The organism is Paraburkholderia bryophila (assembly GCF_003269035.1).
Taxonomy (GTDB): Bacteria; Pseudomonadota; Gammaproteobacteria; order Burkholderiales; family Burkholderiaceae; genus Paraburkholderia; species Paraburkholderia bryophila.
Window position 1 is genome coordinate 44337 of the sequence record NZ_QLTK01000019.1, and the last position, 25659, is coordinate 69995.

Annotated in this window: 23 protein-coding genes; 7 read left to right on the forward strand and 16 right to left on the reverse strand. The window is 64.8% G+C overall.

What is annotated here, in order from left to right; all coding sequences use genetic code 11:
• Window positions 1–170: 170 nt before the first annotated feature.
• Window positions 171–1301 (forward strand): GGDEF domain-containing protein, encoded by a 1131-nt coding sequence (locus BX591_RS23880; protein WP_111933864.1) that lies wholly within the window; start codon window positions 171–173, stop codon window positions 1299–1301.
• A gap of 55 nt (window positions 1302–1356) precedes the next feature.
• Here BX591_RS23880 and BX591_RS23885 read toward each other — a convergent pair whose 3' ends face one another.
• The 4 genes from BX591_RS23885 to BX591_RS36200 all read right to left on the reverse strand — a co-directional run bounded on the left by BX591_RS23885 (window position 1357) and on the right by BX591_RS36200 (window position 6327).
• Entirely contained in the window at window positions 1357–3090 is a 1734-nt protein-coding gene (locus BX591_RS23885; RefSeq protein WP_111933776.1) for a peptidoglycan D,D-transpeptidase FtsI family protein, read from the reverse strand.
• Window positions 3091–3115: 25 nt separating this feature from the next.
• Window positions 3116–3739: a trimeric intracellular cation channel family protein gene (locus BX591_RS23890; RefSeq protein ID WP_111933777.1), complete on the reverse strand. Its 624-nt coding sequence runs from the start codon at window positions 3737–3739 to the stop codon at window positions 3116–3118.
• A 420-nt stretch (window positions 3740–4159) separates the two neighbouring features.
• Window positions 4160–5701, reverse strand: coding sequence for a methyl-accepting chemotaxis protein (locus BX591_RS23895; RefSeq protein ID WP_111933778.1), 1542 nt, complete (start codon window positions 5699–5701; stop codon window positions 4160–4162).
• Window positions 5702–6018: 317 nt separating this feature from the next.
• The gene (locus BX591_RS36200; RefSeq protein ID WP_146749812.1) at window positions 6019–6327 is read right to left on the reverse strand and encodes a hypothetical protein; all 309 of its coding nucleotides are present in this window, start codon (window positions 6325–6327) and stop codon (window positions 6019–6021) included.
• Between BX591_RS36200 and aepX the strand changes: the two genes are divergently transcribed.
• Genes aepX through BX591_RS23910 form a run of 3 tightly spaced genes read left to right on the forward strand, consistent with a single transcriptional unit; the run spans window position 6326 to window position 10306 of the window.
• Window positions 6326–8041, forward strand: coding sequence for a phosphoenolpyruvate mutase (gene aepX, locus BX591_RS23900; protein WP_111933779.1), 1716 nt, complete (start codon window positions 6326–6328; stop codon window positions 8039–8041). The genes BX591_RS36200 and aepX overlap by 2 nt on opposite strands.
• A complete protein-coding gene (gene aepY, locus BX591_RS23905; protein WP_111933780.1) occupies window positions 8038–9201 on the forward strand; it encodes a phosphonopyruvate decarboxylase in 1164 nt (387 codons plus the stop codon). The genes aepX and aepY overlap by 4 nt, the downstream gene beginning before the upstream one ends.
• Before the next feature lie 37 nt (window positions 9202–9238).
• Window positions 9239–10306: a 2-aminoethylphosphonate aminotransferase gene (locus tag BX591_RS23910; protein WP_111933781.1), complete on the forward strand. Its 1068-nt coding sequence runs from the start codon at window positions 9239–9241 to the stop codon at window positions 10304–10306.
• A 72-nt stretch (window positions 10307–10378) separates the two neighbouring features.
• Here BX591_RS23910 and BX591_RS36570 read toward each other — a convergent pair whose 3' ends face one another.
• The 7 genes from BX591_RS36570 to BX591_RS23940 form a co-directional block, all read right to left on the reverse strand.
• Window positions 10379–10531, reverse strand: a complete 153-nt coding sequence (locus BX591_RS36570; protein ID WP_167444599.1) for a hypothetical protein — start codon at window positions 10529–10531, stop codon at window positions 10379–10381.
• Between the two features lie 142 nt (window positions 10532–10673).
• The gene (locus BX591_RS23915) at window positions 10674–11378 is read right to left on the reverse strand and encodes a PIG-L family deacetylase (RefSeq protein WP_111933782.1); all 705 of its coding nucleotides are present in this window, start codon (window positions 11376–11378) and stop codon (window positions 10674–10676) included.
• A 304-nt stretch (window positions 11379–11682) separates the two neighbouring features.
• Window positions 11683–13179 carry a UdgX family uracil-DNA binding protein gene (locus tag BX591_RS23920; protein ID WP_111933783.1) on the reverse strand — a complete coding sequence of 499 codons (1497 nt, stop codon included), beginning with the start codon at window positions 13177–13179 and terminating at the stop codon, window positions 11683–11685.
• A gap of 60 nt (window positions 13180–13239) precedes the next feature.
• On the reverse strand, window positions 13240–13827 hold the full coding sequence (locus tag BX591_RS23925) for a nucleotidyltransferase family protein (protein ID WP_111933784.1): 588 nt from the start codon (window positions 13825–13827) through the stop codon (window positions 13240–13242).
• A 133-nt stretch (window positions 13828–13960) separates the two neighbouring features.
• A complete protein-coding gene (locus BX591_RS23930) occupies window positions 13961–16183 on the reverse strand; it encodes a xanthine dehydrogenase family protein molybdopterin-binding subunit (RefSeq protein WP_111933785.1) in 2223 nt (740 codons plus the stop codon).
• Window positions 16180–17181, reverse strand: a complete 1002-nt coding sequence (locus BX591_RS23935; protein ID WP_111933786.1) for an FAD binding domain-containing protein — start codon at window positions 17179–17181, stop codon at window positions 16180–16182. The genes BX591_RS23930 and BX591_RS23935 overlap by 4 nt, the downstream gene beginning before the upstream one ends.
• Window positions 17182–17194: 13 nt before the next feature.
• Window positions 17195–17995: a 2Fe-2S iron-sulfur cluster-binding protein gene (locus BX591_RS23940; protein WP_244147039.1), complete on the reverse strand. Its 801-nt coding sequence runs from the start codon at window positions 17993–17995 to the stop codon at window positions 17195–17197.
• A 341-nt stretch (window positions 17996–18336) separates the two neighbouring features.
• Here BX591_RS23940 and BX591_RS23945 point away from each other — a divergent pair, with 341 nt between their 5' ends.
• The gene (locus BX591_RS23945) at window positions 18337–18555 is read left to right on the forward strand and encodes a hypothetical protein (RefSeq protein WP_111933787.1); all 219 of its coding nucleotides are present in this window, start codon (window positions 18337–18339) and stop codon (window positions 18553–18555) included.
• Window positions 18556–18653: 98 nt separating this feature from the next.
• On the opposite strand, the gene BX591_RS23950 is transcribed toward BX591_RS23945, so the two are convergent.
• The 4 genes from BX591_RS23950 to motA form a co-directional block, all read right to left on the reverse strand.
• Window positions 18654–18929, reverse strand: coding sequence for a CsbD family protein (locus BX591_RS23950; protein ID WP_111933788.1), 276 nt, complete (start codon window positions 18927–18929; stop codon window positions 18654–18656).
• 180 nt (window positions 18930–19109) lie between these two features.
• Window positions 19110–19793: a Pr6Pr family membrane protein gene (locus BX591_RS23955; protein WP_111933789.1), complete on the reverse strand. Its 684-nt coding sequence runs from the start codon at window positions 19791–19793 to the stop codon at window positions 19110–19112.
• Window positions 19794–19886: 93 nt separating this feature from the next.
• On the reverse strand, window positions 19887–20876 hold the full coding sequence (gene motB, locus BX591_RS23960) for a flagellar motor protein MotB (RefSeq protein ID WP_111933790.1): 990 nt from the start codon (window positions 20874–20876) through the stop codon (window positions 19887–19889).
• A gap of 14 nt (window positions 20877–20890) precedes the next feature.
• Window positions 20891–21760 carry a flagellar motor stator protein MotA gene (gene motA / locus BX591_RS23965; RefSeq protein ID WP_111933791.1) on the reverse strand — a complete coding sequence of 290 codons (870 nt, stop codon included), beginning with the start codon at window positions 21758–21760 and terminating at the stop codon, window positions 20891–20893.
• A 454-nt stretch (window positions 21761–22214) separates the two neighbouring features.
• On the opposite strand from motA, the gene BX591_RS23970 reads away from it, so the two are divergent.
• Entirely contained in the window at window positions 22215–23624 is a 1410-nt protein-coding gene (locus tag BX591_RS23970; protein WP_111933792.1) for a DUF2252 domain-containing protein, read from the forward strand.
• 25 nt (window positions 23625–23649) lie between these two features.
• Here BX591_RS23970 and BX591_RS23975 read toward each other — a convergent pair whose 3' ends face one another.
• Entirely contained in the window at window positions 23650–24501 is an 852-nt protein-coding gene (locus tag BX591_RS23975) for a polysaccharide deacetylase family protein (RefSeq protein ID WP_111933793.1), read from the reverse strand.
• Between the two features lie 246 nt (window positions 24502–24747).
• Between BX591_RS23975 and BX591_RS23980 the strand changes: the two genes are divergently transcribed.
• Window positions 24748–25512: an SDR family oxidoreductase gene (locus BX591_RS23980; RefSeq protein ID WP_111933794.1), complete on the forward strand. Its 765-nt coding sequence runs from the start codon at window positions 24748–24750 to the stop codon at window positions 25510–25512.
• Window positions 25513–25659 lie beyond the last annotated feature (147 nt).

Consider the following 25659-nt stretch of genomic DNA (forward strand, 5'->3'; position numbering starts at 1 on the left):
AGGGCGAATGCGGGGCTTCGGGAGCCGTGCGAGCACTCATGCAGGAGCCCGCGCGCGAACCGGCGCGAACGGTATGTCTGGATCGCCACCCTTAAGACCTCGCGAAATCGGCCGTTATTACAGCGGTTGGGGCCGTGGTCCCCGCTTCGCCTCCGGGCGCGCCTTATTACGTGACGAATCTCGCCCAAACGCCGCTCTCCGACCGCCTTCGCTCGCTCGTCGACACTGTCCAGCACAACGAGCGCACGCTGCGCCGTTTCCAGAATGTCGAATTGCGTTTGATCGGCGCGCAGGATTTCGCGTCTTTTCTCGACACCTTGTTCAGCCATCTGCCGCAGGAATTTTCGCTGGCCAGCGTGACGCTGTGGCTCGACGACCGTGCACCGATGCTGCTCGAATTACTCGAGCCGAGCGCTATGCGCGCACTCGATCAGTCGGGTTTGAAGACCTCGCGTGAAGGGGGGCTCGCGGCGCAGGGTCTGTGCGACGAAGGCCGACCCTGGCTGGGCCGGCCTGCTGAACTGGATGACGCCGTGTGCCGCGCATTTTTCGGCGATGGAGGGACGCACGCCAGTAGTACGCACGACAGCGCCACACCGGCCAGCGCGATTCTGCTGCCGCTCGCCGCAGGCGACACCGTCAGCGGCTATCTGTGCCTCGGCAGCGACGACCCGCAGCGTTTCGGCGAAGGCCTGGCCACCGATATTCTGGAGCGCTTCGCGAGCATCGTGACCGCGAGTCTCGACAATGTCGCGCATCGCGAGCGGCTCAAGCAACTCGGCATGACCGACTCGCTGACGGGGCTCGCCAATCGCCGCTATTTCGACGAACGGCTGCGCGAAGAGATCATGCGCGCGGCCCGTTATGGCGTGCCGGTAGCGTGCCTGTTTATCGACATCGACAGTTTCAAGCGGATCAACGACACCTACGGGCACCAGACCGGCGACCGCGCGTTGGCGGCGGTGGCGGCCTGCGTTCGTCAGCAGGTGCGTCTGGGCGATACCGTCGCGCGGTATGGCGGCGAAGAATTCGCGGCACTGCTGCAAGGCGATCGGGCCGATGCGCTGACGGTTGCCGAGCGCGTGCGGCTCGCGGTCGAACGGCTCGCCTTGCAGGACGATCACGGCGAGCGCATTGCGCTGACCGTGTCGATCGGCGTGGCGGCGCGTACGATTGGCGGTGCGCCGGCCGACGCGATCACGCACGGCCGCACGATGATGGAAGAAGCCGATCGTGCGATGTATCAGGCCAAACGCAACGGCCGCAATCGTATCGAGGCCATGGCAAGAGCGGGCGATTGAGTCAAACCCGAATCGAACTCGAGCCAAACCCGAACCAGCTCCCGCCCCAACCCCCTCAAGTCTCCGGCGCATCCGGCGGCACGCCCAGCAACTGCAGTGCGCCGCCCGTCACGCCGCTGAACACCGGACCGGCCACCGTCCCCCCATAAAACGATTTGCCCGCCGGGTCGTCGATCATCACGGCCACGACCAGGCGCGGGTCGCTCATCGGCGCCATGCCGACAAAGAGCGCCCGGTAGCGGTTTTTTGCGTAGGTCGCGCCGATCTGTTTGCGCGCCGTGCCGGTCTTGCCGCCGATCCGGTAACCCGCGACCGTCGCGGCGCGGCCCGTGCCGCCGATACCCGTGGCCATTTCCAGCATCGAACGGATCGCGCGCGCGGTGGCCGGCGTGGTCACCGCGTGGCCCTGATCGGCGGATTGCGCCGTGGTGTCCGCGCTGCCGCGCACCAGACTCACACGATGCATCGTGCCGTTGCCGGCGTAAGCGGTGTAGACCTGCGCGAGTTGCAGCAGCGAAGTGGACAGCCCGTAGCCATACGCCATGGTCGCCTGTTCGATCGGACGCCAGCGTTGATACGGACGCACCTTGCCCGACGCCACGCCGGGAAAGGTGAGGGCGGGCCGCAAACCGAGCCCGTATTCCTGGTATTTGTTCCAGATCGTTTCGGCCGGCAGATTCAGCGCGAGTTTGGCGAGCGCGATGTTGCTCGATTTCTGCACGGCCTCCGCGACGGTCATCGCGCCGTGATTCGACGTGTCGTGAATCACGGCTGGCCCGATCTTGTACCAGCCGGGCGCTGTATCGATGACGCTCTGCGGCCGCACCTTGCCTTCGTCGATCGACAACGCGACGACCACCGGCTTGATCGTCGAGCCCGGCTCGAAGGTATCGACGACCGCGCGATTGCGCAGTTGCCGCCCGGTCAGACGCGCGCGGTCGTTGGGATCGAAGCTCGGATAGTTGGCGAGCGCGAGAATCTCGCCGTTGCGTGCGTCGAGCACGACCACGCTGCCCGCCTCGGCGTGATGTCTGGCGATCGCCTCCTTCAACTGCGCATAAGCGAGCTGCTGAATGCGCCGGTCGATCGTCAGATGGATGGTGTCGCCGTTCTGCGCCGGCACCAGCGGCCGGGTCTCGGACACGACGCGGCCCAGCCGGTCGCGGATCACTTCGCGCTGGCCGGGCACGCCGAGCAGTTGCTCGTTGGCGGCCAGCTCGACACCTTCCTGGCCGTTGTCCTCGATATCGGTGAAGCCGACCACGTGCGCCGCGGATTCCCCTTCGGGGTAGAAGCGCTTCGAGTCCGCGATCTGCGTGATGCCGGCAAGGCCCAGCCTGGACAGATGCGCGGCGGTATCGGCATCCACCTGGCGCTTGAGCAGCACGAAGGTTTTGTCGCCGCTTAAGCGCCGGCGCAGTTCCTCCCGCGGCAGATCGAGCAGCTTCGACAGCGGCGCGAACGCGGCTTCGTCGATCAGCTTGGGCGAGGCCCAGATTTCATAAGTGGCGAGACTGACGGCGAGCATCGAGCCGTTGCGATCGACGATCCGCCCGCGCGTCGCGTCGAGTTCAAGGGTGCGCTGATAGCGTTTTTGCCCCTGATCGACGTAGAAATCCTGGTTCACCACCTGAATCCAGAACGCGCGGCCCGCCAGCGACGCGAACGCGGCGAACATCAGCACGACGACGAGTTTCGAGCGCCACATCGGCAAGCGCGCGGCCAGCAACGGGTTCTTCGCGACCGGCGCGTAGGGGTCCTGCGACGGCGACTTCTTCTTCTGGGTCATGGGGTGCGGATAACGTACAGCTCGATTAACTTGCGCCGCCCGAATCGGCGGCGGTGAACACCTTCAGTTGCCAGCGGAACCGCACGGCCAGCATGCGCACCGCAAAGCCGCCCGACAGCACCGCGACGGAGGCCGGCCCGGCCTCCATGCCGCAGCTTTGCAATCCCACGTACAGCGCACCGGCACCGAGTGCGATGCTGGCGTACAACTCCTGACGCAACACCAGCGGGATCTGGTTGCACAGCAGGTCGCGCAACATGCCGCCGCACACGCCGGTGATTGCGCCGGCCAGCACCACGATCGCGGGGCTCACCTCCAGCGTGGCGGCCACGTCGCAGCCGATCACGGTGAAGGCGATCAGGCCGATGGCGTCGACGGTCACGAACAGCCATTGCCAGTTGCGCAGCCACTTCGCCCCGGCCGCCGCCACCGACGCCGCCCCGATTGTAATAAGAACGTAATCTGGATGCGAGATCCATGCAAGCGGATAGTGACCGAGCAGGACGTCGCGCACCGTGCCGCCGCCGAGCGCGGTGACGGTGCCGACGAGGCACAAACCGAAGCGGTCCATGCCGCGGCGCATGCCCATCAGTGCGCCGGACATGGCTTCGGCGACGATCGCAATGAGGTAAAGGAGATGGAGCAACATGACGGCGAGCCTTGACGGAGCGGCGCGCGGCGCAGGTGCCCAGACGGGGGCCGCTGCATGACGCGCGTTTGAAAAGCCGCCATTATCGTAAGCGACCCGTCAGGATGAAAATCGCTTAAGCCGAATTCGGCTAGGCCAAATTCGGCTTAAGTTGATTGCGGTTCGAAATGGGGTCGGCGTTTGCCGAATCGGCCGGGCGCAGTGCCGTCGATCGAGACACGAGTGCGCGAACTGCGCGGGCATAAAAAAACCGCGCGGACTTGAAAAATCCGCGCGGCTGCTTCGTTCGATTGATGCGTCGACTCCGACGCGGCGTGTTAAAGGGGCGCTCTCCGCCTGTAGAGCGCCTTCTTTTTGTGTTGCGCTCCTGCCGCGCCGCCAGACCGCCCGGTTAGCGTGCGGCGAGTCCCGAACGCTGCATCAGGCCGGCAACGCGAAACTCGAAATGGCTTCCCGCAACACTCCCACCTGGTCTTTCAGCGAATGCGCCGCCGCGGCCGCCTCTTCAACCAGCGCCGCGTTCTGCTGCGTGACCTGATCCATCTCGCCCACGGCGCGATTCACCTGCTCGATACCCGCGCTCTGTTCGCGCGACGCATTGCTGATCTCCTCGAGAATCTCGTTCACGCGGCGCACCGACTGCACGATCTCGCCCATCGTCGAACCCGCATTCGCGACCAGCGAGGCACCGGCTTCCACCGTGCCGGTCGAGGTTTCGATCAGTGCCTTGATTTCCTTCGCCGCCGTCGCCGAGCGTTGCGCGAGGCTGCGCACTTCTGCGGCCACCACCGCGAAACCGCGGCCCTGCTCACCCGCCCGCGCCGCTTCCACCGCGGCATTCAACGCGAGAATATTGGTTTGAAACGCAATGCCGTCGATCACGCCGATGATGTCGCCGATCTGCCGCGAGCTGGTGGTGATCTCGCCCATCGTGCGAACCACGTCGTCGACCACACGGCTGCCGCGCGTCGCGACATCCGCGGCCTGCCCGGCCAGTTGCGCGGCCTGCAGCGCGCTGTCCGCGTTCTGCTTCACGTTGACCGTCATCTGATCCATGCTCGACGCCGTTTGCACGAGCGCCGCGGCCTGTTCCTCGGTGCGTTGCGACAGATCCGTGTTGCCGGCGGCGATTTCCGTCGCGCCGATATTGATGTTGTCGGTGCCGAGACGCACGCGCGACACCGTGTCGACGAGACCGGCCTGCATGGTCTGCAACGCATGCAGCAGGCTGCCGGTGTGGTCCGAATCGACCGGTACGCGCGTCGCGAGATTGCCGCGCGCCATCAGTTGCGCGTGTTCGACGGCCACTTCGAGATCGCCGCCAAGCGTGCGGCGAATGCTGCGCAATACCAGCAGCATGACGGCCGTGGCGATCGCACCGAGCGTCACGGTAATCACGAGCCAGCGCAGCAGATTCGCGTAGAACGCGCTTTGCACGTCGTCCATATACATGCCGGTGACGATGTACCAGTCCCACGGCGCGAAGTGCAGCGAGAAGCTGGTTTTCGCTACCGGTTTATCGCTGCCCGGCTTGGACCACAAATAATCGACGAAGCCGCCGCCTTCATGATTACCCGCGTTGACGATATCGACGAACAGATGATTGCCCGCCGGATCGGTGAACTGTGCCATGTTTTTGCCGTTCAGCTCTTTCTTGATCGGGTGCATCAGCATGACCGGCTGCGAATCGTTGACGGAGATATAGCCGTCCTTGCCGTAGCGCATTGCGCCAAGGGTGTCGAGCGCCTGTTTTTTGGCTTCATCTTCGGTGATCGTGTGTTGCTGCGCCATCGTGTAGTAACGCGTCACGATGTGGTTGGCCTGGTCGATCAGCGAGGTTAATTGGTCGCGGCGGTCCGAAATCATCGAGGCACGGTTTTGCCATGCGCCGAAGCCGCCGATCAGAATCAGACCGATCCAGAGAACGGCGATCATTGAGGCCAGTTTTTTGTTCAGAGTCATAGCAATGGCTTGTTGCTTTCGCAAGGTGGTCGGTCAGGTTTGGGTTCGCTGATGGGCATTCAGCGAGTCGCTTGTCGCTGACTGTGTTTACGGCTTGTCGGGATCGAAACCGCAGGGGAGGGGAAACCCGCTGTGTCGCGATTGCATTTGTCTTACCAAATAAGCGCTGAGCCGGCGCGACGATGTTTTTATACGCCGGGTGAAACAAATGTTTTTGATTTATATCGGGTTGTTAATTTTTTCTGTATGCGGTGCATTGCCGCCGACGTCGTGCGATTAAAGTGGCTGAAAAATAAAATCCCATCAAAATAAATGGATTATTCAGCGAGGCAGATTGGCTCGCGCCCGCTTGTCTGCAAAAAACCAGACGTGCGCCCCGGTCGCCCGAGCCCCGCCTGGTCGCCGGCCTTTGCGTCAAAACCGCACATAACGCCAATAAATAGCAAATCCGTCAACGCGGCTCGAAAATGCAAAAAACGACACAATTTTCCACTTAATCGCAAGAAATGCGGGCTGAAGTCGTCGGAAAGACGAATTAATAAAAATTCCGCTATAGTCGCCATTTTCCAGTCGCCAGCCGGGCAAAAAAGAGCGCCAATAAGCCCGCCATCAGGAGTAAAGAACATGAATGCCCGCGAACCCGCTTTCGTCCCCACGTCCCGTAGCGCGCGTCTGCGCCAGATGCTCGTCAGCAACGAACTCGAATTCATGATGGAAGCCCATAACGGCCTCTCCGCGCGCATCGTTCGCGAAGCCGGTTTCAAGGCGATCTGGGGCTCGGGCCTCGCGATCTCCGCGCAATTCGGCGTGCGCGACAACAACGAAGCGAGCTGGACCCAGGTCGTGGACAACCTCGAATTCATGGCCGACGCCAGCGACCTGCCGATCCTGCTGGACGGCGATACCGGCTACGGCAACTTCAACAACGTGCGCCGTCTCGTGCGCAAGCTCGAACAACGCGGCATTGCCGGCGTGTGTATCGAAGACAAGCAGTTCCCGAAGACCAATAGCTTCATTAACGGCGAAGCGCAGCCGCTCGCCGATATGGACGAGTTCTGCGGCAAGATCAAGGCCGGTAAGGACTCGCAGTCGGACGAGAATTTCTCGATCGTGGCGCGCGTCGAAGCGCTGATCGCCGGCTGGGGCATGGACGAAGCGCTGCGCCGCGCGGAAGCGTACCGGCAAGCCGGCGCGGATGCGATCCTGATTCACAGCAAGCTGTCGCGTCCCGACGAAATCCTCGAATTCGCGCGCGAATGGGCCGGCCGCGGCCCGCTCGTGATCGTGCCGACCAAGTACTACAGCACGCCGACCGAAGTGTTCCGCGAAGCGGGCATCAGCACGGTGATCTGGGCGAACCATCTGATCCGCGCGGCGACCTCGGCCATGCAAGCCGTCGCCAAGGAGATTCATTCGAGCGAAACGCTCGTCAACGTTGAAGACAGCATTGCCGCCGTCAACGAGATCTTCCGTTTGCAAGACGCCGACGAGTATTCGGAAGCGGAAGACCGCTATCTGTCGAGCGCGTCGGCGGGTTCCGCCGTGGTGCTCGCCGCGAGCCGCGGCAAGGGCCTCGAAGCCGTCACCGAGGACCGTCCGAAAGTGATGCTGCCGATCGCCGGCAAGCCGCTGCTGCGCTGGCTCGTCGACGCGTTCAAGAAGCAGGGCGTCAACGACATTACGGTGGTGGGCGGGTATCGCGCCGATGCGATCGACACGGCCGGCATCAAGCTGGTGGTCAACGAACAGCACGCGCAAAGCGGCGAACTCGCTTCGCTCGCCTGCGCTGCGGCCAAGCTGTCGGGCGACACGGTGATCTCGTACGGCGACCTGCTGTTCCGCAGCTATATCCTGCGCGATCTGGTGGAGAGCGAAGCGGCCTTCAGCGTGGTGGTCGATTCGTCGCTGACCGAGGCGGAAAACGCCAGCGTGCGCGATTTCGCGTGGTGCTCGGCGGGTGACGATCGCGGTCTGTTCGGGAACAAGGTGACGCTGCGTCACGTGTCGAGCGGGCAGGAAGCGTCGTCGGCCATCGCATCGCAAACGCCGCATGGCCGCTGGGTCGGTCTGCTGAACGTGCGCGAAGCGGGTCAGCCGCGTCTGGCGGCGGTGTTGAGCCAGTTGCAGGCGCGCGCGGATTTCGCCACGCTCGATATGCCCGCGCTGCTGAACGCGCTGATCGAAGCGGGTGAGTCGATCGAAGTGCAGTACGTGCACGGCCACTGGCGCGGTGTGAACGACCTGGAAGATTTCCGTCGCGCCGGCGACTTCGCGCATGCGCAAGCGCCGTTCGCGGCCAACGTTGCCGCCACGGACGCCGCGAGCGGAGCCGCGCAATGATCGAGGCAGCACAGTTCGTCGAAGCGGCGCGCACGCGCGGCTTCGACTGGTATGCGGGCGTGCCGTGTTCGTATCTGACGCCGTTCATCAATTACGTGTTGCAGGACGAATCGCTGCACTATGTGTCGGCGGCGAATGAAGGCGACGCGGTCGCGTTGATCGCGGGCGTCACGCTCGGCGCGCAAAACGGCCGGCGCGGCATCACGATGATGCAGAACTCCGGGCTCGGCAACGCCGTGAGCCCGTTGACCTCGCTGACGTGGACGTTCCGTTTGCCGCAACTGCTGATCGTCACGTGGCGCGGTCAGCCGGGTGTGGCCGACGAGCCGCAGCATGCGCTGATGGGCCCGGTCACGCCGCAGATGCTGGAGACCATGGACATTCCGTGGGAGACCTTCCCGACCGAGGCCGACGCGATCGGCCCGGCGCTGGATCGCGCGATCGCTCATATGGACGAAACCGGCCGGCCGTACGCGCTCGTCATGCAAAAGGGCAGCGTGGCGCCTTACGAGTTGAAGGACAGCGGCGCGGGCGAGCGCCGCGTGCCGGTGCAGGCGCGTTCGACATTCCGGAACGTCGCGGCGAACGAACTCGCGTCGCGTCACGACGCGTTGCAGAAAGTGATCGCGCATACGCCGCTGGAATCGACGGTTGTGCTCGCATCGACCGGTTTTTGCGGGCGCGAACTCTACGCGATCGACGACCGTGCGAACCAGCTCTACATGGTCGGCTCGATGGGCTGCGTGACGCCGTTCGCGCTGGGGCTCGCGCTGTCGCGTCCAGACCTGCACGTAGTCGCGCTCGACGGTGACGGCGCGGCGCTGATGCGCATGGGCGCGTTCGCGACGCTCGGTGCTTACGGCCCCGCGAATCTCACGCACGTGCTGCTCGACAACGGCGCGCACGATTCCACCGGCGGCCAGGCGACGGTGTCGTCGCAGGTGTCGTTCGCGGGCGTGGCTGCCGCGTGCGGTTACGCGTCGGCGGTTGAAAGCGACGACGTCGGCGTGCTGGACGAACTGTTGGGCGGTGCGCCGCTCGACGGTCCGCGCTTCGCGCGTCTGGCGATTCGCCGTGGCACGCCCGACGGCCTGCCGCGTCCCACCATCACGCCGCCCGATGTCAAGACGCGTCTGATGCGCCACATCGGCGCTGCTTAACGCGCAACGCGCACAACGTACAAGTCAAGGAGCGCTCATGCTGCTACTCAATCCAGGCCCGGTGACGCTCACCGAACGTGTCCGCAACAGCCTGCTGCAAACGGATCTCTGCCATCGCGAAAGCGAGTTTTTCGACTTGCAGGAAGAGGCGCGCACGCGTCTGGTCGATCTGTACGGCCTCGACGCGAACGAGTGGCAAGCGGTGCTGATGACCGGCTCCGGCACGGCTGCCGTCGAAAGCATGACCGCGGCGCTGGTGCCGCAAAACGGCAAACTGCTGGTGGTGGAAAACGGCGTGTACGGCGAGCGTATTTCGCAGATCGCCACGCAGTACGGCATCGCGCACGAGTCGCTCAAACACGAGTGGATGCAGGCGCCGGATCTCGCGAAGATCGCCGAACGCCTCGACGCCGACAAGGCGTTCACTCACCTCGCCGTGATTCATCACGAGACGACCACCGGCCGGCTGAACGATCTGACGGCGCTCGGCGCGCTGTGCCGTGAACGCGGATTGCGTTTGCTGGTGGATGGCGTCAGCAGCTTCGGCGCGGAAGCGATCGATTTCGCCGACAGCAGCCTCGACGCGGTCGCCGCCACGGCGAACAAATGTCTGCATGGCGTGCCGGGCGCGTCGTTCGTGCTGGTGCGGCGCGCGGCGCTCGAACAGGCGGCGAGCCGCACGTACTATCTGGACCTCGGCCGTCTCGCGCGTTTGCAGGATCAGCGCAATACGCCGTTCACGCCGTCGGTGCACGCGTATTACGCGCTCGTCGAAGCGCTGCGCGAACTCGCGGACGAAGGCGGCTGGCGCGCGCGCCACGCACGCTATGCGGCGCTCGCGGAGCAGGCGCGGGTAGGGCTGGCGGCGCGCGGCATGGACAGCGTGTTGCCGCCGGAGCAGTCGTCGGTGGTGCTGCGCGCGTATCGCCTGCCGGGCGGGATTGCGTATCCGCAATTGCACGATGCGTTGAAGGCGCGCGGTTTCGTCATCTATGCAGGGCAGGGCGGGCTGTCGGCCGAACTGTTCCGCATTTCGACGATGGGCAATATTCACGCCGCCGATATCGACCGTCTGTTGCAGGGCTTCACCGAACTGATGCGTTGATTCGGGCCGCCGCCGCTGTTTGCGCGCGGCGGCTTGATGGGTGCCAGGTCGCGCCGCCGGCCATACGGTTCTCTACACCGGGTCCTTGTCCGGCGGCCCGTCGGGCCGCTGCGGTTCCTCGGGGTGATGGCCGGGCGACGGCGGCACCAGCGGATCGGCCTCGGGGTCGCGATTCGGATCGGCGTTGGGATCGGGAATCGGACTGGTATGCATGTCATAGCTCATGGCGTCACCTCGTGGTTGAGCGATGCGCGAGCCGGCTGACACCTAACGACTCGACTAACGGTCGACGTTCGACCGCGGCCGCGCCTCGCGCCGGCTGTTCTTTCCTCTTCAAGCCTGGACGTTTGCACGTCGGCCTGTCCGCTTACTTTCTGACCCGACGCCCCACGCTCAACTGCCAATAACGTTCGGTGGCGAAGACGTCGTCGTAATTGCCCGCGCCGAATGCCTGCAACTGGCTTCCATACGCATTGACCGCTTCGCGTTTGAGTTGCGCGCGACGCTGGACGTCGATCGTATGGCCGGCGCTCGGCTGCGCCGGCGTGGCGACCACGCCGCGCTGCACGAGATCGGCGAGGCGCGCCTGCACGACGCCGGGCGTGCGCCGATGAATTGCTTCCTCGTAACCGAACCATTCCAGATGCGACAGACGCGGCAGGATTTCGCAGCAGGCTTCGAAAACCCGCACGTGGTCGTCGTGATGCAGACCGAGCGGCATCAGCAAGGTGTTCGCGGTGGTGCGGTAAATGGTTTCTTCCAGCGCCGCCGCCAGTTTGGAGATCGACGGCGAGTCGCGATACTGGCCGTCGCGGAACGGCATGCGCAGTGGAATCGCGTCGAGCACCTCGAGCGCGAGGTTGTCTTCGAGCGTGCGCGCATGGATGGCTTGATATGCGCCCGTGAAACCCGACTTTTCATCCCATTCGGTATGCATCTCCTGCTCGGGCGGCGCGGCGAAGACGGTACAGATCGCCGTGTCGGGATGGGCGGCGAGGAGTTCGCCGCAACTGAAGACAGCGTCGTCGAAATGAGGCGAGACGATGAACAGGCGTGGGCTGGTTTCGCTCATGGGACGTGGAGTGGTTTCAGGGGCGCCTGCCCGGTGCGGGGCGCTGGCGTGACGGTCATGCGGTGTTGCGCGTGAGCGCGGTATTAGCGCGGCGTGGAAATCGCGGCGTCTCATCAGCTTAGGCGGAAACGGCGAGATTTGCGTGGCCGTTGTGGCTAGCGCAAGCGGTGTGCCTGGGTGGCATGAGCGGGTGTGGCCTCCCGTAGCGGCTCACCTTGAAGTGATCGTCTACTCCTGAATTGACTCACCTTTGCTGGTGGTGCGGTGGGCCGGTTCGGCATCGATGAGCGGGCGGCTAGGGTGTCTAACGGCAACACGACGTTCCTTCAGCGGCCAACTCCGCCGCACGCCTGAACGCGCTCACGATCGCCGCGACGATATCCTCGCGCAACCGTGCATCGGCGGTTCTCAGCGCGTACGACGGATGCCACGTCGGCACGATCAGGCGCCCGTCTCGCGCAATGGTCTGCCCGAGGTATTCCGACAGGTTGACGTGCGCGCCGCTCAGCGCTTTCAGCGCGGTCGCGCCGAGCGTCACGACCACGCGCGGCCCGATCTGCGCCAGTTCCCGATCCAGCCAGTACTGGCAAGCCTCGACCTCGCGTGGCGCGGGCGTGCGATGAATCCGCTGCTGGTCGAGCGTCTCCCATTTGTAATGCTTGACCGCATAGGTCAGGTACAACGCCGAGCGTTCGAGACCGGCACGCGCGAGCACGGTATCGAGCAACTGACCGGCGGGTCCGGTGAACGGCTCGCCGTGCTGGTTCTCGTACTCGCCGGGCTGTTCGCCGACCACCATGAGCGCCGCCCGAGCCGGCCCGGCGCCCGCGACCGCCTGTTTCGCGTTGCGCCATAACGCGCAGCGCCGGCAGGTGGCGAGCGGGCCGGTCGGCTCGCGCAACGGTGGCGTCACCGCGGAATATTCGATGGGCGGCCGCTCCGGCACGGTGACGACGCTGCTCTGCGCGCCGAGACGGCTGCGTTCGCGCGCGAGGCGGGCGGGCAACGGTGGGCCGGCCGCCGGCGTGCGCCAGTAACGCAGCGGCACCGGCGCCGGTTCGGCGTTGAAGGCGCGGGCGTAACAGGCGAGCCACAGCGCCTCGGTGGGTTCGCTGGTGATCGCTTCGCCGGTCATGGCGCTGGCGGGTAAGGCGTGAGCGGCTTCGGTGCTTTCCTCGGTGGCCGGGCGGCCGATCCGCAGCAGCATGCCGTTCCAGAACGCCGCGCCCTGCGGCGTGGCCAGCATCCATGTGGAATCGCCCATGCGCTTGCCGAAGTACGCGGCGGCGTGTTCCAGCAAATCGTGACGCGGCTCGTACCAGCCGACGAACTCCGGCAGTCCCATTGACGGATCGCGACGGCGGAATAGCGTGAGCGCCACCAGGTCTTCGCTTTCCTGGTCGACCGACTGCATGCGGTGCGCGAGTTGAGCGCCGTCGGGGTCGTCGAGGGCGATGACCTGGCGCTCGCCATGAGTCCAGCGCCAGAGGATCCGGTAAAGAAGCGCCCAGCGGTCGGGCGCACGGTAGCAGGCGGCCGCTTTCAAGCGCGACAGCAGTTCGCGTGGGATGGCGGCTGGGACGGCAGCGCCCGAATTCGCCGACGTAGCCACCACGTCTGCCGTGCCAACCGTCGCCGCGTGCGTCGTTTCTTGCCCTGCTTCTGAAGAACCACCGCCCTGCGCGGCGTCGCCTTCCAGTTCGACCCAGTCGATCTGCGCCGGCTCGATCTCCTGGCGCAGCACGGCTCGCGCCGCGCGGCGCCAGGCGGCAAAAGACGGTTCGATTGAAATGCGGTTCATACGGGCAAAATACTGTACGGATATACAGTATCCGTCTAAACCCCCACGAAGATCAAGCCACTAGATTCTGAGCAGATCGTCTGGCGTATCGACGTCCCGCAAAATACCCGGATCGTCGACGTCCAGTCGCGTCACTCGTTGCGACATCAACAAAGCGCGCGCGCCGGTATCGCCGTCGAGCCTCAGCAATGCATCGCGATGTTCGATCCCGAAGCCAACGGGATGCCCCCGCTGCCCCTGGTAGAACGGCGCGACCAGCGATGCTCCGCCATCGAGCGAGTGGGCCACGGCCTCGATCGTGGCGGTGGCGATGCGCGGCATATCTGCCAGCGCGACGATCCAGCCTTCGGAATCGTCGCTGGCCTCGATGCCGGCGGCGAGGCTCGCGCCCATGCCGCGCTCGGCGTCGGCGGCGAACACCACGTCGCAACCGGCGTCGTTCAGCAGTCGCGCGAGCGCGTCCGAACCCGGCCGCACCACCGCGAGCACCCGCGTGACCACCCGCAGCAGTCGATGCGCGGCTTCATGTGCGACCGGCGTGCCGTCGGGCATGCGGGCCAACAGTTTGTTGTGCAGGCCCTCGGGATCGAAACGGGAGCCGAAGCCGGCGGCGAGCAACACGCCAGTGGCAAGTGAGGCGTAGGCCATGGGCGGGCACCGGTAGAAAGAATGAGACCGATTGTGCGATGCAACCCAGGCACAGGCAAGCGCCAATGCATACGCATGGCGCTTGCTGTCTAAATTCACACGGCTATCGTCGAGGCTCGCCGCTGCGCGAGCCTCACACCTGCAGCGCGCCCATCACCTTATCGAGCGTGACCGGTAAATCGCGCACCCGTACCCCCGTCGCGTGATACACCGCATTCGCGATCGCGGCTGGTACGCCGGTAATGCCGATCTCGCCGATGCCGCGTACGCCGAGCGAGTTGATATACGGATCGGGCCGGTCGATAAACGTAATGTCGAGCGCGCCGATATCCGCATTTACCGGCACGTGGTACTCGGCGAGATTCGCGTTGGTGAAGCGACCGTAGCGCGTATCGAGCAGGGTTTCCTCCTGCAGCGCCGCGCCGATTCCCCAGACGATGCCGCCCATCAACTGACTGCGCGCTGTCTTCAGGTTCAGCACACGGCCCACGTCGTACGCGGCCACGACGCGCGGCACGCGAATCGTGCCCAGTTCGGCGTCGACATGCACCTCGACGAACACCGCGCCGAACGAGTGAAACGAGTACTTCTGCTTTTCGTCGCCGGGTTTGACGGTCGAGGTCGCCTCGATCGGCTTGCCGCCCGAACGTGCGATGATCGCCGCCGCCGGATCGCGTTTGCCCGGCTGCGAACGGCTCGTCACCCAGCCGTCGATCACCGTGATGTCCTCGAGCGCGATGCCGTACACGGGCGAAGCCTCGTCGGCGAGCGCCAGCGTGATCAGCTGGCTGCGCGCCTGGTTGGCTGCGTCGCGCACGGCCGGCGACACGCTCGCCGCCGATTGCGAACCGCCCGACACCGGCGCGCGCGGCAGCGAAGAATCGCCGAGCGCGAAGTGGATGTGCTCGGGCGCGAAGCCGAGCGCATCGGCGGCGACCTGGGTCATCACGGTGTAGGTGCCGGTACCGAGATCCTGCGTGCCGGAGGCGACCATCGCGGTGCCGTCCGGCAGAATCCGCGCTATCGCCGCCGCTTCGCTGCGATTGGCCGGGTACGTCGCGGTCGCCATGCCGAGGCCGATCAACGCGTTGCCGTCGCACATGGAACGCGGCGCGGCGCTGCGCCGCGACCAGCCGAATTTTTGCGCACCGATCTGATAGCACTCGCGCAGCGACTTACCCGACCATGGCTTGTTTTCCTGCGGATCGGCTTCGGCGTAATTCTTCAGGCGCAAAGCGAGCGGGTCCATGTGCAGCGCGACCGCGAGTTCGTCCATGGCCGATTCGAGCGCGAACGAACCGGTGGTCTCGCCCGGCGCGCGCATGAAGGTCGGCGTGCCGAGGTTGAGCGGCACGATGCGGTGCGTGGTGACCTGGTTGGGCACCGCGTACAGCATGCGCGTGACCATGCAGCAGGTCTCGGTCCAGTCTTCGATCACGGAGGTATTCGACAGGCTGTCGTGACGCATGGCGGTCAGCGTGCCGTCGGGGCGCGCGGCCAGAATGAAACGCTGCTCGGTGTGCGGCCGCGCGCCGACCGGGCCGAACATTTGCGGCCGTTCGAGCGCGAGCCGCACCGGCCGCCCGGTCTGCCGCGCGGCCATCGCGCACAACGACACATGCGACCACGACGAGCCCTTGCAACCAAAGCCGCCGCCGACGAACGGCGAGATCACGCGCACGTCGGCGGGCGACATGCCGAACGTTTTGGCGATGGCTTGCGCCGCGCTGCTCACCCCCTGCGTGGCGTCGTAGAGCGTGAGTTGCGGACCGTCCCAACGCGCCATCGTGGCGTGCGGCTCCATCGGGTTGTGATGTTCGATCGGCGTGGTGTAAGTCGCGTCGACCCGCACGGCGCCGCTGCGCATGCCGTCGTCGAAACTGCCGCGCTGCGTATCGGTTTGCCTGCCTTGCGGCCGGTCCGGCGCGTGCGCGTTCGGTTTCGCCTGCGTGAAGTCGACGGTCGCCGCACTGCTCTGGTAGGTGATGCGCAACTGGCGCGCGGCATCGGTGGCATGTTCGAGCGTATCGGCGACCACCACCGCGACCGGCTCGTTGCTGTAGTGAACCTCGTTGTCCTGCAGCAGCGACAGACGCCGCCCAGCGGGCGGCGCAAGCGCCGGCTTGCCGCCGTTCGGCAGACGCGGCGCGTTCTGATAGGTCATCACCAGCAGCACGCCGGGCAAAGCCTGCGCGCGGCTTGCGTCGATCGACGCAATCGTGCCGCGCGCAATCGTGCTGGTCACGAGCACCGCATGCGCGAGACGCGCTTCGGGAAATTCGGCGGCGTAGCGCGCTTCGCCGGTCACTTTGAGCAGACCGTCGATCCGGTCGACCGGTTGTCCGATCAGATTCATACGACACCTCCCGCACGGCCGGCGGCCTGATTCACGGCACGCACGATCGCGCGCTGCGCGAGTTGCACCTTGAAGCGATTGTCGCGTTGCGGACGCGCATCGCGTAAAGCGGCGGCGGCCGCATTGCGCAGCGTGTCCTGCGTGAGCGTCTGGCCGTTGAGCAACTGTTCCGCCGCGCCCGCGCGCCACGGTTTATGCGCGACGCCGCCGAGAGCGATACGCGCGCTGCTCACCCGATCGCCGTCCATCTGCAAAGCGGCCGCCACCGACACCAGCGCGAATGCGTAACTGGCGCGGTCACGCACTTTCAGATAATGCGCGTGGCTGCTGAAGAGCGGCGGCGGCAGATCGACGGCGGTGATCAATTCGCCCGGCTGCAAGGTCGTATCGACATCGGGACGATCGCCCGGCAGTCGATGAAATTCGGCGAACGGAATCGCGCGTTCGCCGGCCGGACCGCTGACGCGGACCACCGCATCGAGCGCCGCGAGCGCGACGCTCATGTCGGACGGATTCACGGCAATGCACTGCGCGCTCGCACCGAGAATCGCGTGTGTGCGGTTCAGACCGTCGAGCGCCGCGCAGCCGCTGCCCGGCACGCGCTTGTTGCACTGCGTGAAGGCCGTGTCGTAAAAGTAACCGCAGCGGGTGCGCTGCAGCAGATTGCCGCCGACGGTCGCCATGTTGCGCAGTTGCGATGACGCGCCCGCCAGCAATGCTTGCGAAAGCAACGGGTATTGCTCGCGCACCAGCGCGTGATTGGCCGCGTCGCTATTGCGTACCAGCGCGCCGATCCGAATGCCGCCGCCGGGCTGCGTCGAGATCGTGTCGAGTCCGCCGATATGCGTGATATCGATCAGCCGCAGCGGCCGTGCCACGCCGCCCTTCATCAGGTCGAGCAGATTGGTGCCGCCGCCGATGAACACCGCGCCCGGCTGCTGCGCCGCGCGCACGGCGCCGGCGATGTCGCCGGCGCGTTCGTAAGAGATCGCATCCATGCTGGTCGCTCCTTTACGCGTTGCGCTGGGGGTTGTCTTGCAACGGGCCTTGCACTTGGCCTTGAAGCTGGCCTTGAAGCGGGCCAGTCGCTGCGTTGCCGGTCTGGCCACCGCCGTCGTGCACCGCGCGCACTGCGGCGACGATGTTCGCGTACGCGCCGCAGCGGCAGATATTGCCGCTCATGCGCTCGCGGATTTCCGCGTCGGAGAGTTGCGGGGGACGGTTGCGGACATCGGCGCTGACGGTGCTGGCCGTGCCGTTGCGGAATTCGTCGAGCAGGGCAGTCGCGGAACACAACTGCCCGGGCGTACAGTAGCCGCACTGAAACGCGTCGTGTTCGATGAACGCGCGTTGCATGGGACTCAAAACGCCGTTAGTGGCGAGACCTTCAACGGTCGTGATCTGCTCGCCTTCGTGCATGACTGCCAGCGTCAGACACGAGTTGATACGGCGCCCGTCGGCGAGCACCGTGCAGGCGCCGCATTGGCCGCGGTCGCAACCTTTCTTCGTGCCCATCAGCCCCGCGTATTCACGCAACGCGTCGAGCAGGGTGACGCGCGCTTCGAGTTGCAGCGTGTAAGTGCGGCCGTTGACGGTCAACGTGACCGGCCGCGGCGGCACGGCTTGCCGCATTGGAGCAGGCGGTGCGACCGGTGTCTGCGTTTGCGCGCGCAAATGTGGCGCGGCGCCGACCGTCGCGGCAGCGGCGGCGGTTTGCAGAAAGCGGCGACGTGAAGGTTGATCGGGCGTGGGTTGATCGGGTGTGGCGGCGGGTGCGCCGCTCGAATCCGGATGATCGGTATGCGTGGGCATGACGTTTTGTCGACTCCATTGAAAGGTCAATGCAGGCTGGCGAAGCGTCGAACTCCGAAGCGTCGCGATCCAACGGATACCGTGCAGCAATTTGGATGCCGTTGCGAGTACAACGGTATGGGAAAAATGCGGGGACAGCAAAGCGAATCTCGCCGGCCGGCGATCGGTGGATGCCGGCGCCGAGCGTGGAACGCAGCGCCCGAGCGCGCCCTTCGGCGATGCCTGGCGTTTCGCGCACTACAGTTTTGCGCATTCGGCTCTGAATCGCCGGGTACGGGCGATGCGTCAGCAACGGCATCAACGGCACCAACGGGCAAGTTCATACGCCAGAAGGAGAACTCATGCAGTTCGATTACCAGCATTTCCATATCGATTGCCGTGCACGTCACGCGGAAGACGGGGCTTATTACGCGAGGGCGAAGATCACGCGTGCGGCGCGAAAAAACGAGCACGTGCAATCGCACGATTCCGGGGATATCGATGCCTTCGCGAACGAGGCCGATGCAATCTCATGCGCGAAGTCGTGGGCGATCGCGTGGTGCGATGCCGCTGTGAGCTGATCGTTAACCGGACGAGCGGCGGGGTCCGGTCACCCGCCGCTCGTCCGCTCGCCTTCCGCGGCGAGCGTTCAATTGCCGGCTTCAATTACCGGCTTCGATCACCGGCGATAGTCGCGCCCGGACGGCCCATGCGCCCACAGCGCACCGGCGACGAAGCCGGCCAACGCCACCACCGCAATCGCCGTAAACGGACTTTCGGCCGTGGTTTCGCGCACGAGGCTGGTCGTGCTTGCACAAAGCTGTTGCGCCTTGCCGCTGAGCTCTCGCGCTTTGCCGGCCAGTTGCGTGCCGGTGTCGCCCAACACATCCCCAACCGCGCTTTCCACTTTGCCCGCGACTTCGTTGAGCGCGCCTTCCGCTGAATTCGTGTCCATACGTTTTTGCTCCCATTGTCATATTTACGCGTGGGGCGTCTGCAATCGCAATGCCGCTACGCCAGGGTTTCGCGCAACCGCCCGGCGAGGGGCGGCGTACGTCCACCAGACGGGGCGCAAGAAGCGCGCCCGGGAACACCACGGAACGGGGGCCGAAAACGCGTGAAGCGCGTTACGGAGTCAATGTCGGCGGCGCGCATTGATGCCGACGAACACCGCCATCAGCATCAGGAATCCGCCGAACAGCAGCGCGGAATTGAGTGCCGCATGCGCGACGCCAAGCCGCCCGACGTTGATGAACGGATAGGGGTAGTAGTCGGACGCACCGCCGCGCCAGAAAGTCACGGCAAGATAGGCCAGCGGATACACGAGCCACAGCAGACCGTGGCGCAGTTTCAGCTGGAAGCGCGGGACGAACAGGAGCCAGTAAAGCGCGGAAAGCATCGGCAAAATGCTGTGCAGCGACTCGTTGAGCAGCATCCTGAACGCGGTCGGCGTCCACCATCCGCGCAACAGCAGGTTATAGGCGATACCGACGAACACCATGTAGCCGACCACCGCGGTCACGACCGTCGGTTGCCGGAAAAAACGCGCCAGCGGCGACCTGAGCCCACGCAGCGCCACGCAGGTGAAACAGATTGCGCAGGCCAGCGCAGTCAGGTTGGTCAGGTAGCTGCTCATGCGGGCCAGCCCGTCCAGCACGGTTAGCCCATGCGAAAGCTTACGGTTGAGCGTCACGCCGGCTTGCGCGACGATCGCGAGCCACGCGATGACGGCGATAATCGACGCCAACGTCACCGACGAAACACTGGGCGTATGCAGCGGAAGATCGGGCTCCCGTTGCTGATAAGGGGCAGGGCGCATGCGATCGATTTTATACGCGCCACCGGGGCTGCGCAGTGTGCGCTATCGATCGCATGCGTTCAGGTTGCGCAGGTCCAACAGCGGCGAGAAAAGCTATGGCGTGCCATGCGTTGCGGCCACCGGCTGCAGACGTTCCACGACCGCCGGAATGGCCGAGCTTGCGGGTGTCGCTTCGTCGATCGCGGTGCGGCCGCCGTCGTGGAAAAAGGCCAGTTCCGCCGCCTTGTTCAGCACGAGAATGCTGATGCGGCGGTTGGTCGGCTCGTCGACGACCTTGCTGTTCAGCGGCAAGACGTCGGCCAGTCCGCGCACCTGCAATAGCTTCTCACCGTGCATGCCGCCCGCCACCAGCGCGCGGCGCGCGGCGTTGGCGCGCTCCGACGACAATTCCCAGTTCGAATAGCCGTCCGGACCCGCGGTGTACGGCACCGCATCCGTGTGGCCGGCAATCGAAATACGGTTGTCGACGTCGTTGAGCGCGGCGCCGATCTGCGTGAGGATCGTTACCGCATACGGTTGCAGCTTCGAACTGCCGGAGGCGAACATGGGCCGGTTTTGCGAGTCGACGATCTCGATGCGCAGGCCTTCGTTGGTGATCGAAATGCGGATCTGATCCTTGAATGCCTTCAAGGCCGGGCTCTGTTCGATCAGCGTGGTGAGCTTCGCTTTCAGTTGTTCGAGGCGAGCCGCATCGGCGGGCGAGACGGTCGGTGCCGCCGTGGTCGGTGGGGTGGGCTGGGTCTGGCTCTTCTTGCCGTCGCCGGGCCGCGTGTCGGAGATATCGCGGCCGCCGCCCTGCACCACGCTCGGCCGCGCGGCGGCGGTGCCCTGGTTACCGCCGAGCAGGCTCGACAGCGGCGTGTTGAAATAATCCTCGATGCCCTGCTTGTCGTACTTCGACGTGGAACCGAGCAGCCACATCAATAGAAAGAACGCCATCATCGCCGTGACGAAATCGGCGTACGCAATCTTCCAGGCGCCACCGTGATGCGCGCCGTGATCGTCGCCCTTGCGCATGCGGCGCACGATCACAGGCGCGGGCGTCTCCACCTGTTGCGACGCGCGCGACTGTCTTTCGCTCATCATGCCGCTCCGCGTCAGGCCGACTTCGGCATCTTGGTGGCGCGCACGGCGTCGTCGAGCTCCTGGAAGCTCGGCCGGTCGGCGGTGAACAGCACCTTGCGGCCGAACTCGACGGCGATCGGCGGCGCGTAGCCGGACAGCGACGCAAGCAGCACGGCCTTCACGCACTGATACGGTTTGGCGGCGGCGCGGGCTTTTGCGTTCAGCAGATCGGCGACAGGGCCGATAAAACCATACGCGAGCAGAATGCCGAGGAACGTGCCGACCAGCGCGCCGGCGATCATTTCGCCGAGCACGGCGGGCGGCGCGCCGACCGAACCCATGGTGTGAACCACGCCCATCACGGCCGCGACAATGCCGAACGCGGGCAGGCCGTCGGCCATCTTCTGAATTGCATTGGCTGCGACCGAAGCTTCCGCGTGGTGCGTGGCCAGTTCCTCATCCATCAGGTCCTGCACTTCGAGCACGTTCACGTTGCCACCGGACATCATGCGCAGATAGTCGACGATAAAATCGAGCAGGTGATGATCTTCCAGCACGTGCGGGTATTTCTGGAACAGCACGCTCTCCTCAGGCGCCATGACGTCGGCTTCGAGCGACATCATGCCTTCCTTGCGGGCTTTCTGAAGCAACTCGTACAGCAGCGCGATCAGTTCGAGATATTTCTCTTTGGTGTAGCCGCCGGTCTTGAAGCACGACGGGATCGCCTTGATGGTCTTCTTCAGCGTGGAAGTCGGATTGCTCACGACAAACGCGCCGATCGCCGCGCCGAAAATACACAGTAATTCGAACGGCTGTAGGAGTGCCAGCACGTGGCCGCCCACGCCGACAAAACTACCGATCACAGAACCGATCACCAGCACCCAACCGATTGCGACAAACATACTCTCTCCGATTATCTTGCCTGACGCGTGATCGAACACGATCGATCAAGAACGGGCCCTTTTTCGAAGGACTTTTCTCGTGCGCCACAAAAAAGTTTGTATGTACTGGTAAACGGCGCGAATCTTTTTTGCTGAAGTGCCCGCACCCATGAAAACGCAAAATTCACCAGATAGTTAGTTTGAGATGACGCTTCCGGTAATTTCGTCCGTTAACTGGGCGATCGTTGCAGCCGCAACTTTTCCGCCGGTGTCGGTGGGAAAACCCGAGCGAGCGGCTCAGTCATGCGAAATGGATGGCGTCACCTTTTTACCGATCGGTCTGCTAGCATGGCTACCGGCTCGTGGCGACGGCTGTTCCAGCCGCCACGCTCATGCGCCGGACGTTCCGCTTTATCGTGCCCGCACACGTCGTCTCTAGAACCGATCGTGAAGATTCACAAAAACGGAGAAGAGCATGAAAGCCAGCACCATTGCCGAACGCGAGGCCCGTGGCCGCGCCGCCCGCGAGCACTCGAAGCGCTCGAGCCATAAAGCGGTCGGCGAATTGGATCGCGATCCGGTCGAACTGCTCCGGCAAAGCAGCGAAGGCCGCGTTGAAAACCTCGTGCCGCTGCGCTACGGGCGCATGGCGGTCTCGCCCTTCACCTTTTTCCGTGGCACCGCGATCCTGCAGGCGCATGACCTGAGCAAGGTGCATGACAGCGGGCTCGTCATGACGATCTGTGGCGACGGCCACCTGATGAACTTCGGTGGCTTCGCCACGCCCGAACGGCAACTCGTCTTCGATCTGAACGACTTCGACGAAGTGGCGGTCGGTCCATTCGAATGGGATCTCAAGCGGCTCACGGCGAGCCTGGTGGTCGCCGCGCGTCATATGCGCCTGAGCCGCGGCACGGCCGAGCATCTGGTGATGACGGCGGTGTCGACCTATCGCGACCGCATGGCGCAATACGCGCAATGCGGAGCACTTGAGCTCTGGTACGACCGCATCACATTCGATCTGATGGCCGAGACAGCGCTCACGCCGGAACGACGCCGCGCGGTGCGGCGCGGCATGGAAAAGGCGGCGAGCCGCACGCATGAAAGCCTGCTGGAGAAAATGGCCGAGTTCGACGGCGAGGCCTGGACGATTCGCGATGCGCCGCCGGGCATGTTTCACGTGCACGGCGCGAACACGCTGTTCTCGCCGGAAGACGACTGGTTCAGCATCGGCAACTGGCGCACCTTGATCGAGCCGATGTGGGACCAGTACCTGAGCACCTTATCGCACGACCGCCGTGAATTGCTCGGTCATTTCACCGCGCAGGATCTCGTTTTCAAAGTGGTGGGCGTGGGCAGCGTGGGCACGCGCTGCCTCGTGCTGCTGAACGTCGATCACATGGGCAAGCCGCTTTTCATCCAGATCAAGGAAGCGCGCAAGTCGGTGATCGCGCAGTTTCACAAGTCGCCGGCGTATAAGCACGAAGGACAGCGGGTGGTCGGCGGGCAGCGCATGTTGCAGGCGGCCAGCGATATTTTTCTCGGTTGGGCGACCGGCCCGTCGGGGCGGCATTTCTATTTTCGCCAACTGCGCGACATGAAGCTGTCGGCGAATATCGAGCTGTTCGACACGGATCTGCTGGAGGGGTACGCACGGCTATGCGGCTGGATCATGGCGCGCGCGCATGCCAAGGCGAGTGGCCAGGCGATCGAAATCAGCGCGTATATCGGGCGCGGCGATCAGTTCGCGGAGGCGTTGACCGGCTACGCTACGGCGTACGCGGATCAGGTGGAACGCGATTACGACGTGTTCCTGAAGGCGTGCCGTAGCGGGGAACTCGAAGCACGCACCGATGAGGACATGGCGGCGGATTTCCGCGTGTAGCGCCGGGGCGCGTAGGCGGCGCGCGTCAGTGCTCGACGCGCGCTTCGCGCAGCGTGACGAAACGCAGACGTTGTTCGCGCGCCGCTTCGACCACGCGCGGCAGCACGGCGAGGATCAGCGGCCGGCCGTCGCTCGTGAGGGCCGCGTTGCCGTCATGCAGCAGCAGAATGTCGCGTGCGGCGAGACCGTCGAGCAAGCGCCGCGTCACCACATGAGGATCGCGTTCACGCGTGTCGTAGCCGCGCCGCGTCCACGCCGCGAGCCGCAAATCGAGCTTGCGCAGCACGGGTTCGAGGAAAATATTGCGCAGGCCTGCCGGTGCGCGGAAGAACATCGGCCGCTCGCCGCTCAGCGCTTCCAGGGTGCGTTGCGCGGCGTCGATCTCGCGCGTGAGCGAGCCCGGCAACGTGACGGAAAACGTGTGCACGTGAACCTGCGAGTGGTTTTCGAGCGTATGCCCGCGCGCCACGATGTCGCGCGCGAGTTCCGGGTAGCGCTGCGCCTTCGCACCAATGCAGAAGAACGTGGCACGCACGCCGAGCGCGTCGAGCAGGTCCAGCACTTGCGGCGTGACGACAGGGTCGGGACCGTCGTCGATAGTCAGCGCGATCGCGTCGGCGTTCTGCGTGCCGGCGGGCAGGCGGGTCCAGTTCGGACCCAGCAGCGAGGTGCGCGGCAACAGGCCGGCCACGGTGAAGACGGCGTGATTCGCGAACATCGCGGCCAGCCACCAGGGCCACATGGAGGGTGTCAGCAACACGCCGGCCAGCACGAAGACGTGCCAGGCAGCTGTGGCCGTGAGCATGGCGGGGTAGCCGGTGCGCGGCCAGCGCAATGGCGCCGGTGCGGCGCCATGCGGCGAAGAGTGTTCAGTCATAAAGCGTACTTCCGGTCAGCCTTCCTCCGTCCTGGGAAGGTCTTGAATCGCGCGAGCGGCGCGCAACATCGAACGATACCATTGATGCGCGGCGCAACGTAGCAGCGCATAGCGCCGAAAATTAATGACAGCGCTTTGAAAGGCATCGTTTCGCTGGGTCTGGACCTTGGCAGAACAACAGCGACTATTGCTGATGGACCATGAGTCGGCGCCATAGCACCGACTCTGTTAGACAGGAGAGACGTGGTGACGGGAGCAGGCATCAAGAAGGTCGCGCTGGTAACGGGCGCGGGCAGCGGGATTGGCCGCGCGTGCGCGCTCAAGCTGCTGGAACACGGTTATAGCGTCGTGCTGGCCGGTCGGCGCCAGGCGCCGCTCGATGCGCTCGCGCGCGAAGCGCAACAACTCGGCGGCGACGCGCTGGCGGTCGCCTGCGACGTGACCGACGCCGCGAGCGTCGCCGCGTTGTTCGACGTCATCCGCGAGCGGCGCGGCCGGCTCGACCTGCTGTTCAACAACGCCGGCCGCAGCGCCGCGCCGGTCGAGATCGACGAACTCGATATCGACGAATGGCGCGCGGTGGTCGATACCAATCTCACCGGCGTGTTCCTGTGCACGCGAGCGGCCTTCGGTCTGATGAAAACGCAGAACCCGCGTGGCGGGCGCATCATCAATAACGGCTCGATCTCGGCGCATGCGCCGCGGCCTCACAGCATCGCGTACACGGCGACCAAGCATGCGATCACCGGCCTCACGAAAGCCGTCTCGCTCGACGGCCGTCCGTACGACATCGTGTGCGGGCAGATCGACATCGGCAATGCGGCCACGGACATGGCCGCGCGGATGGCACAGGGCACGCCGCAAGCGAACGGCGCAATCATGATCGAACCGTTGATGGACGTTCAGCACGTGGCCGACGCGATCTTGCATATGGCCGAACTGCCGTTGTCGGCGAATGTGCAGTTCATGACCATCATGGCGAGCAAGATGCCGTTCGTTGGGCGGGGATGAGATGGGCTGACGGCCACACGGGCTGATGCCGGCGGCCGGCGAAGGGCACCAGCGGCACAGTGCCGGAGATCAACTTATACTGAGCGCTTTCTCCTTCACGGACCGCGATTTGCCGTGCCTCGAGCCACACTCCACGACGACCCGCAG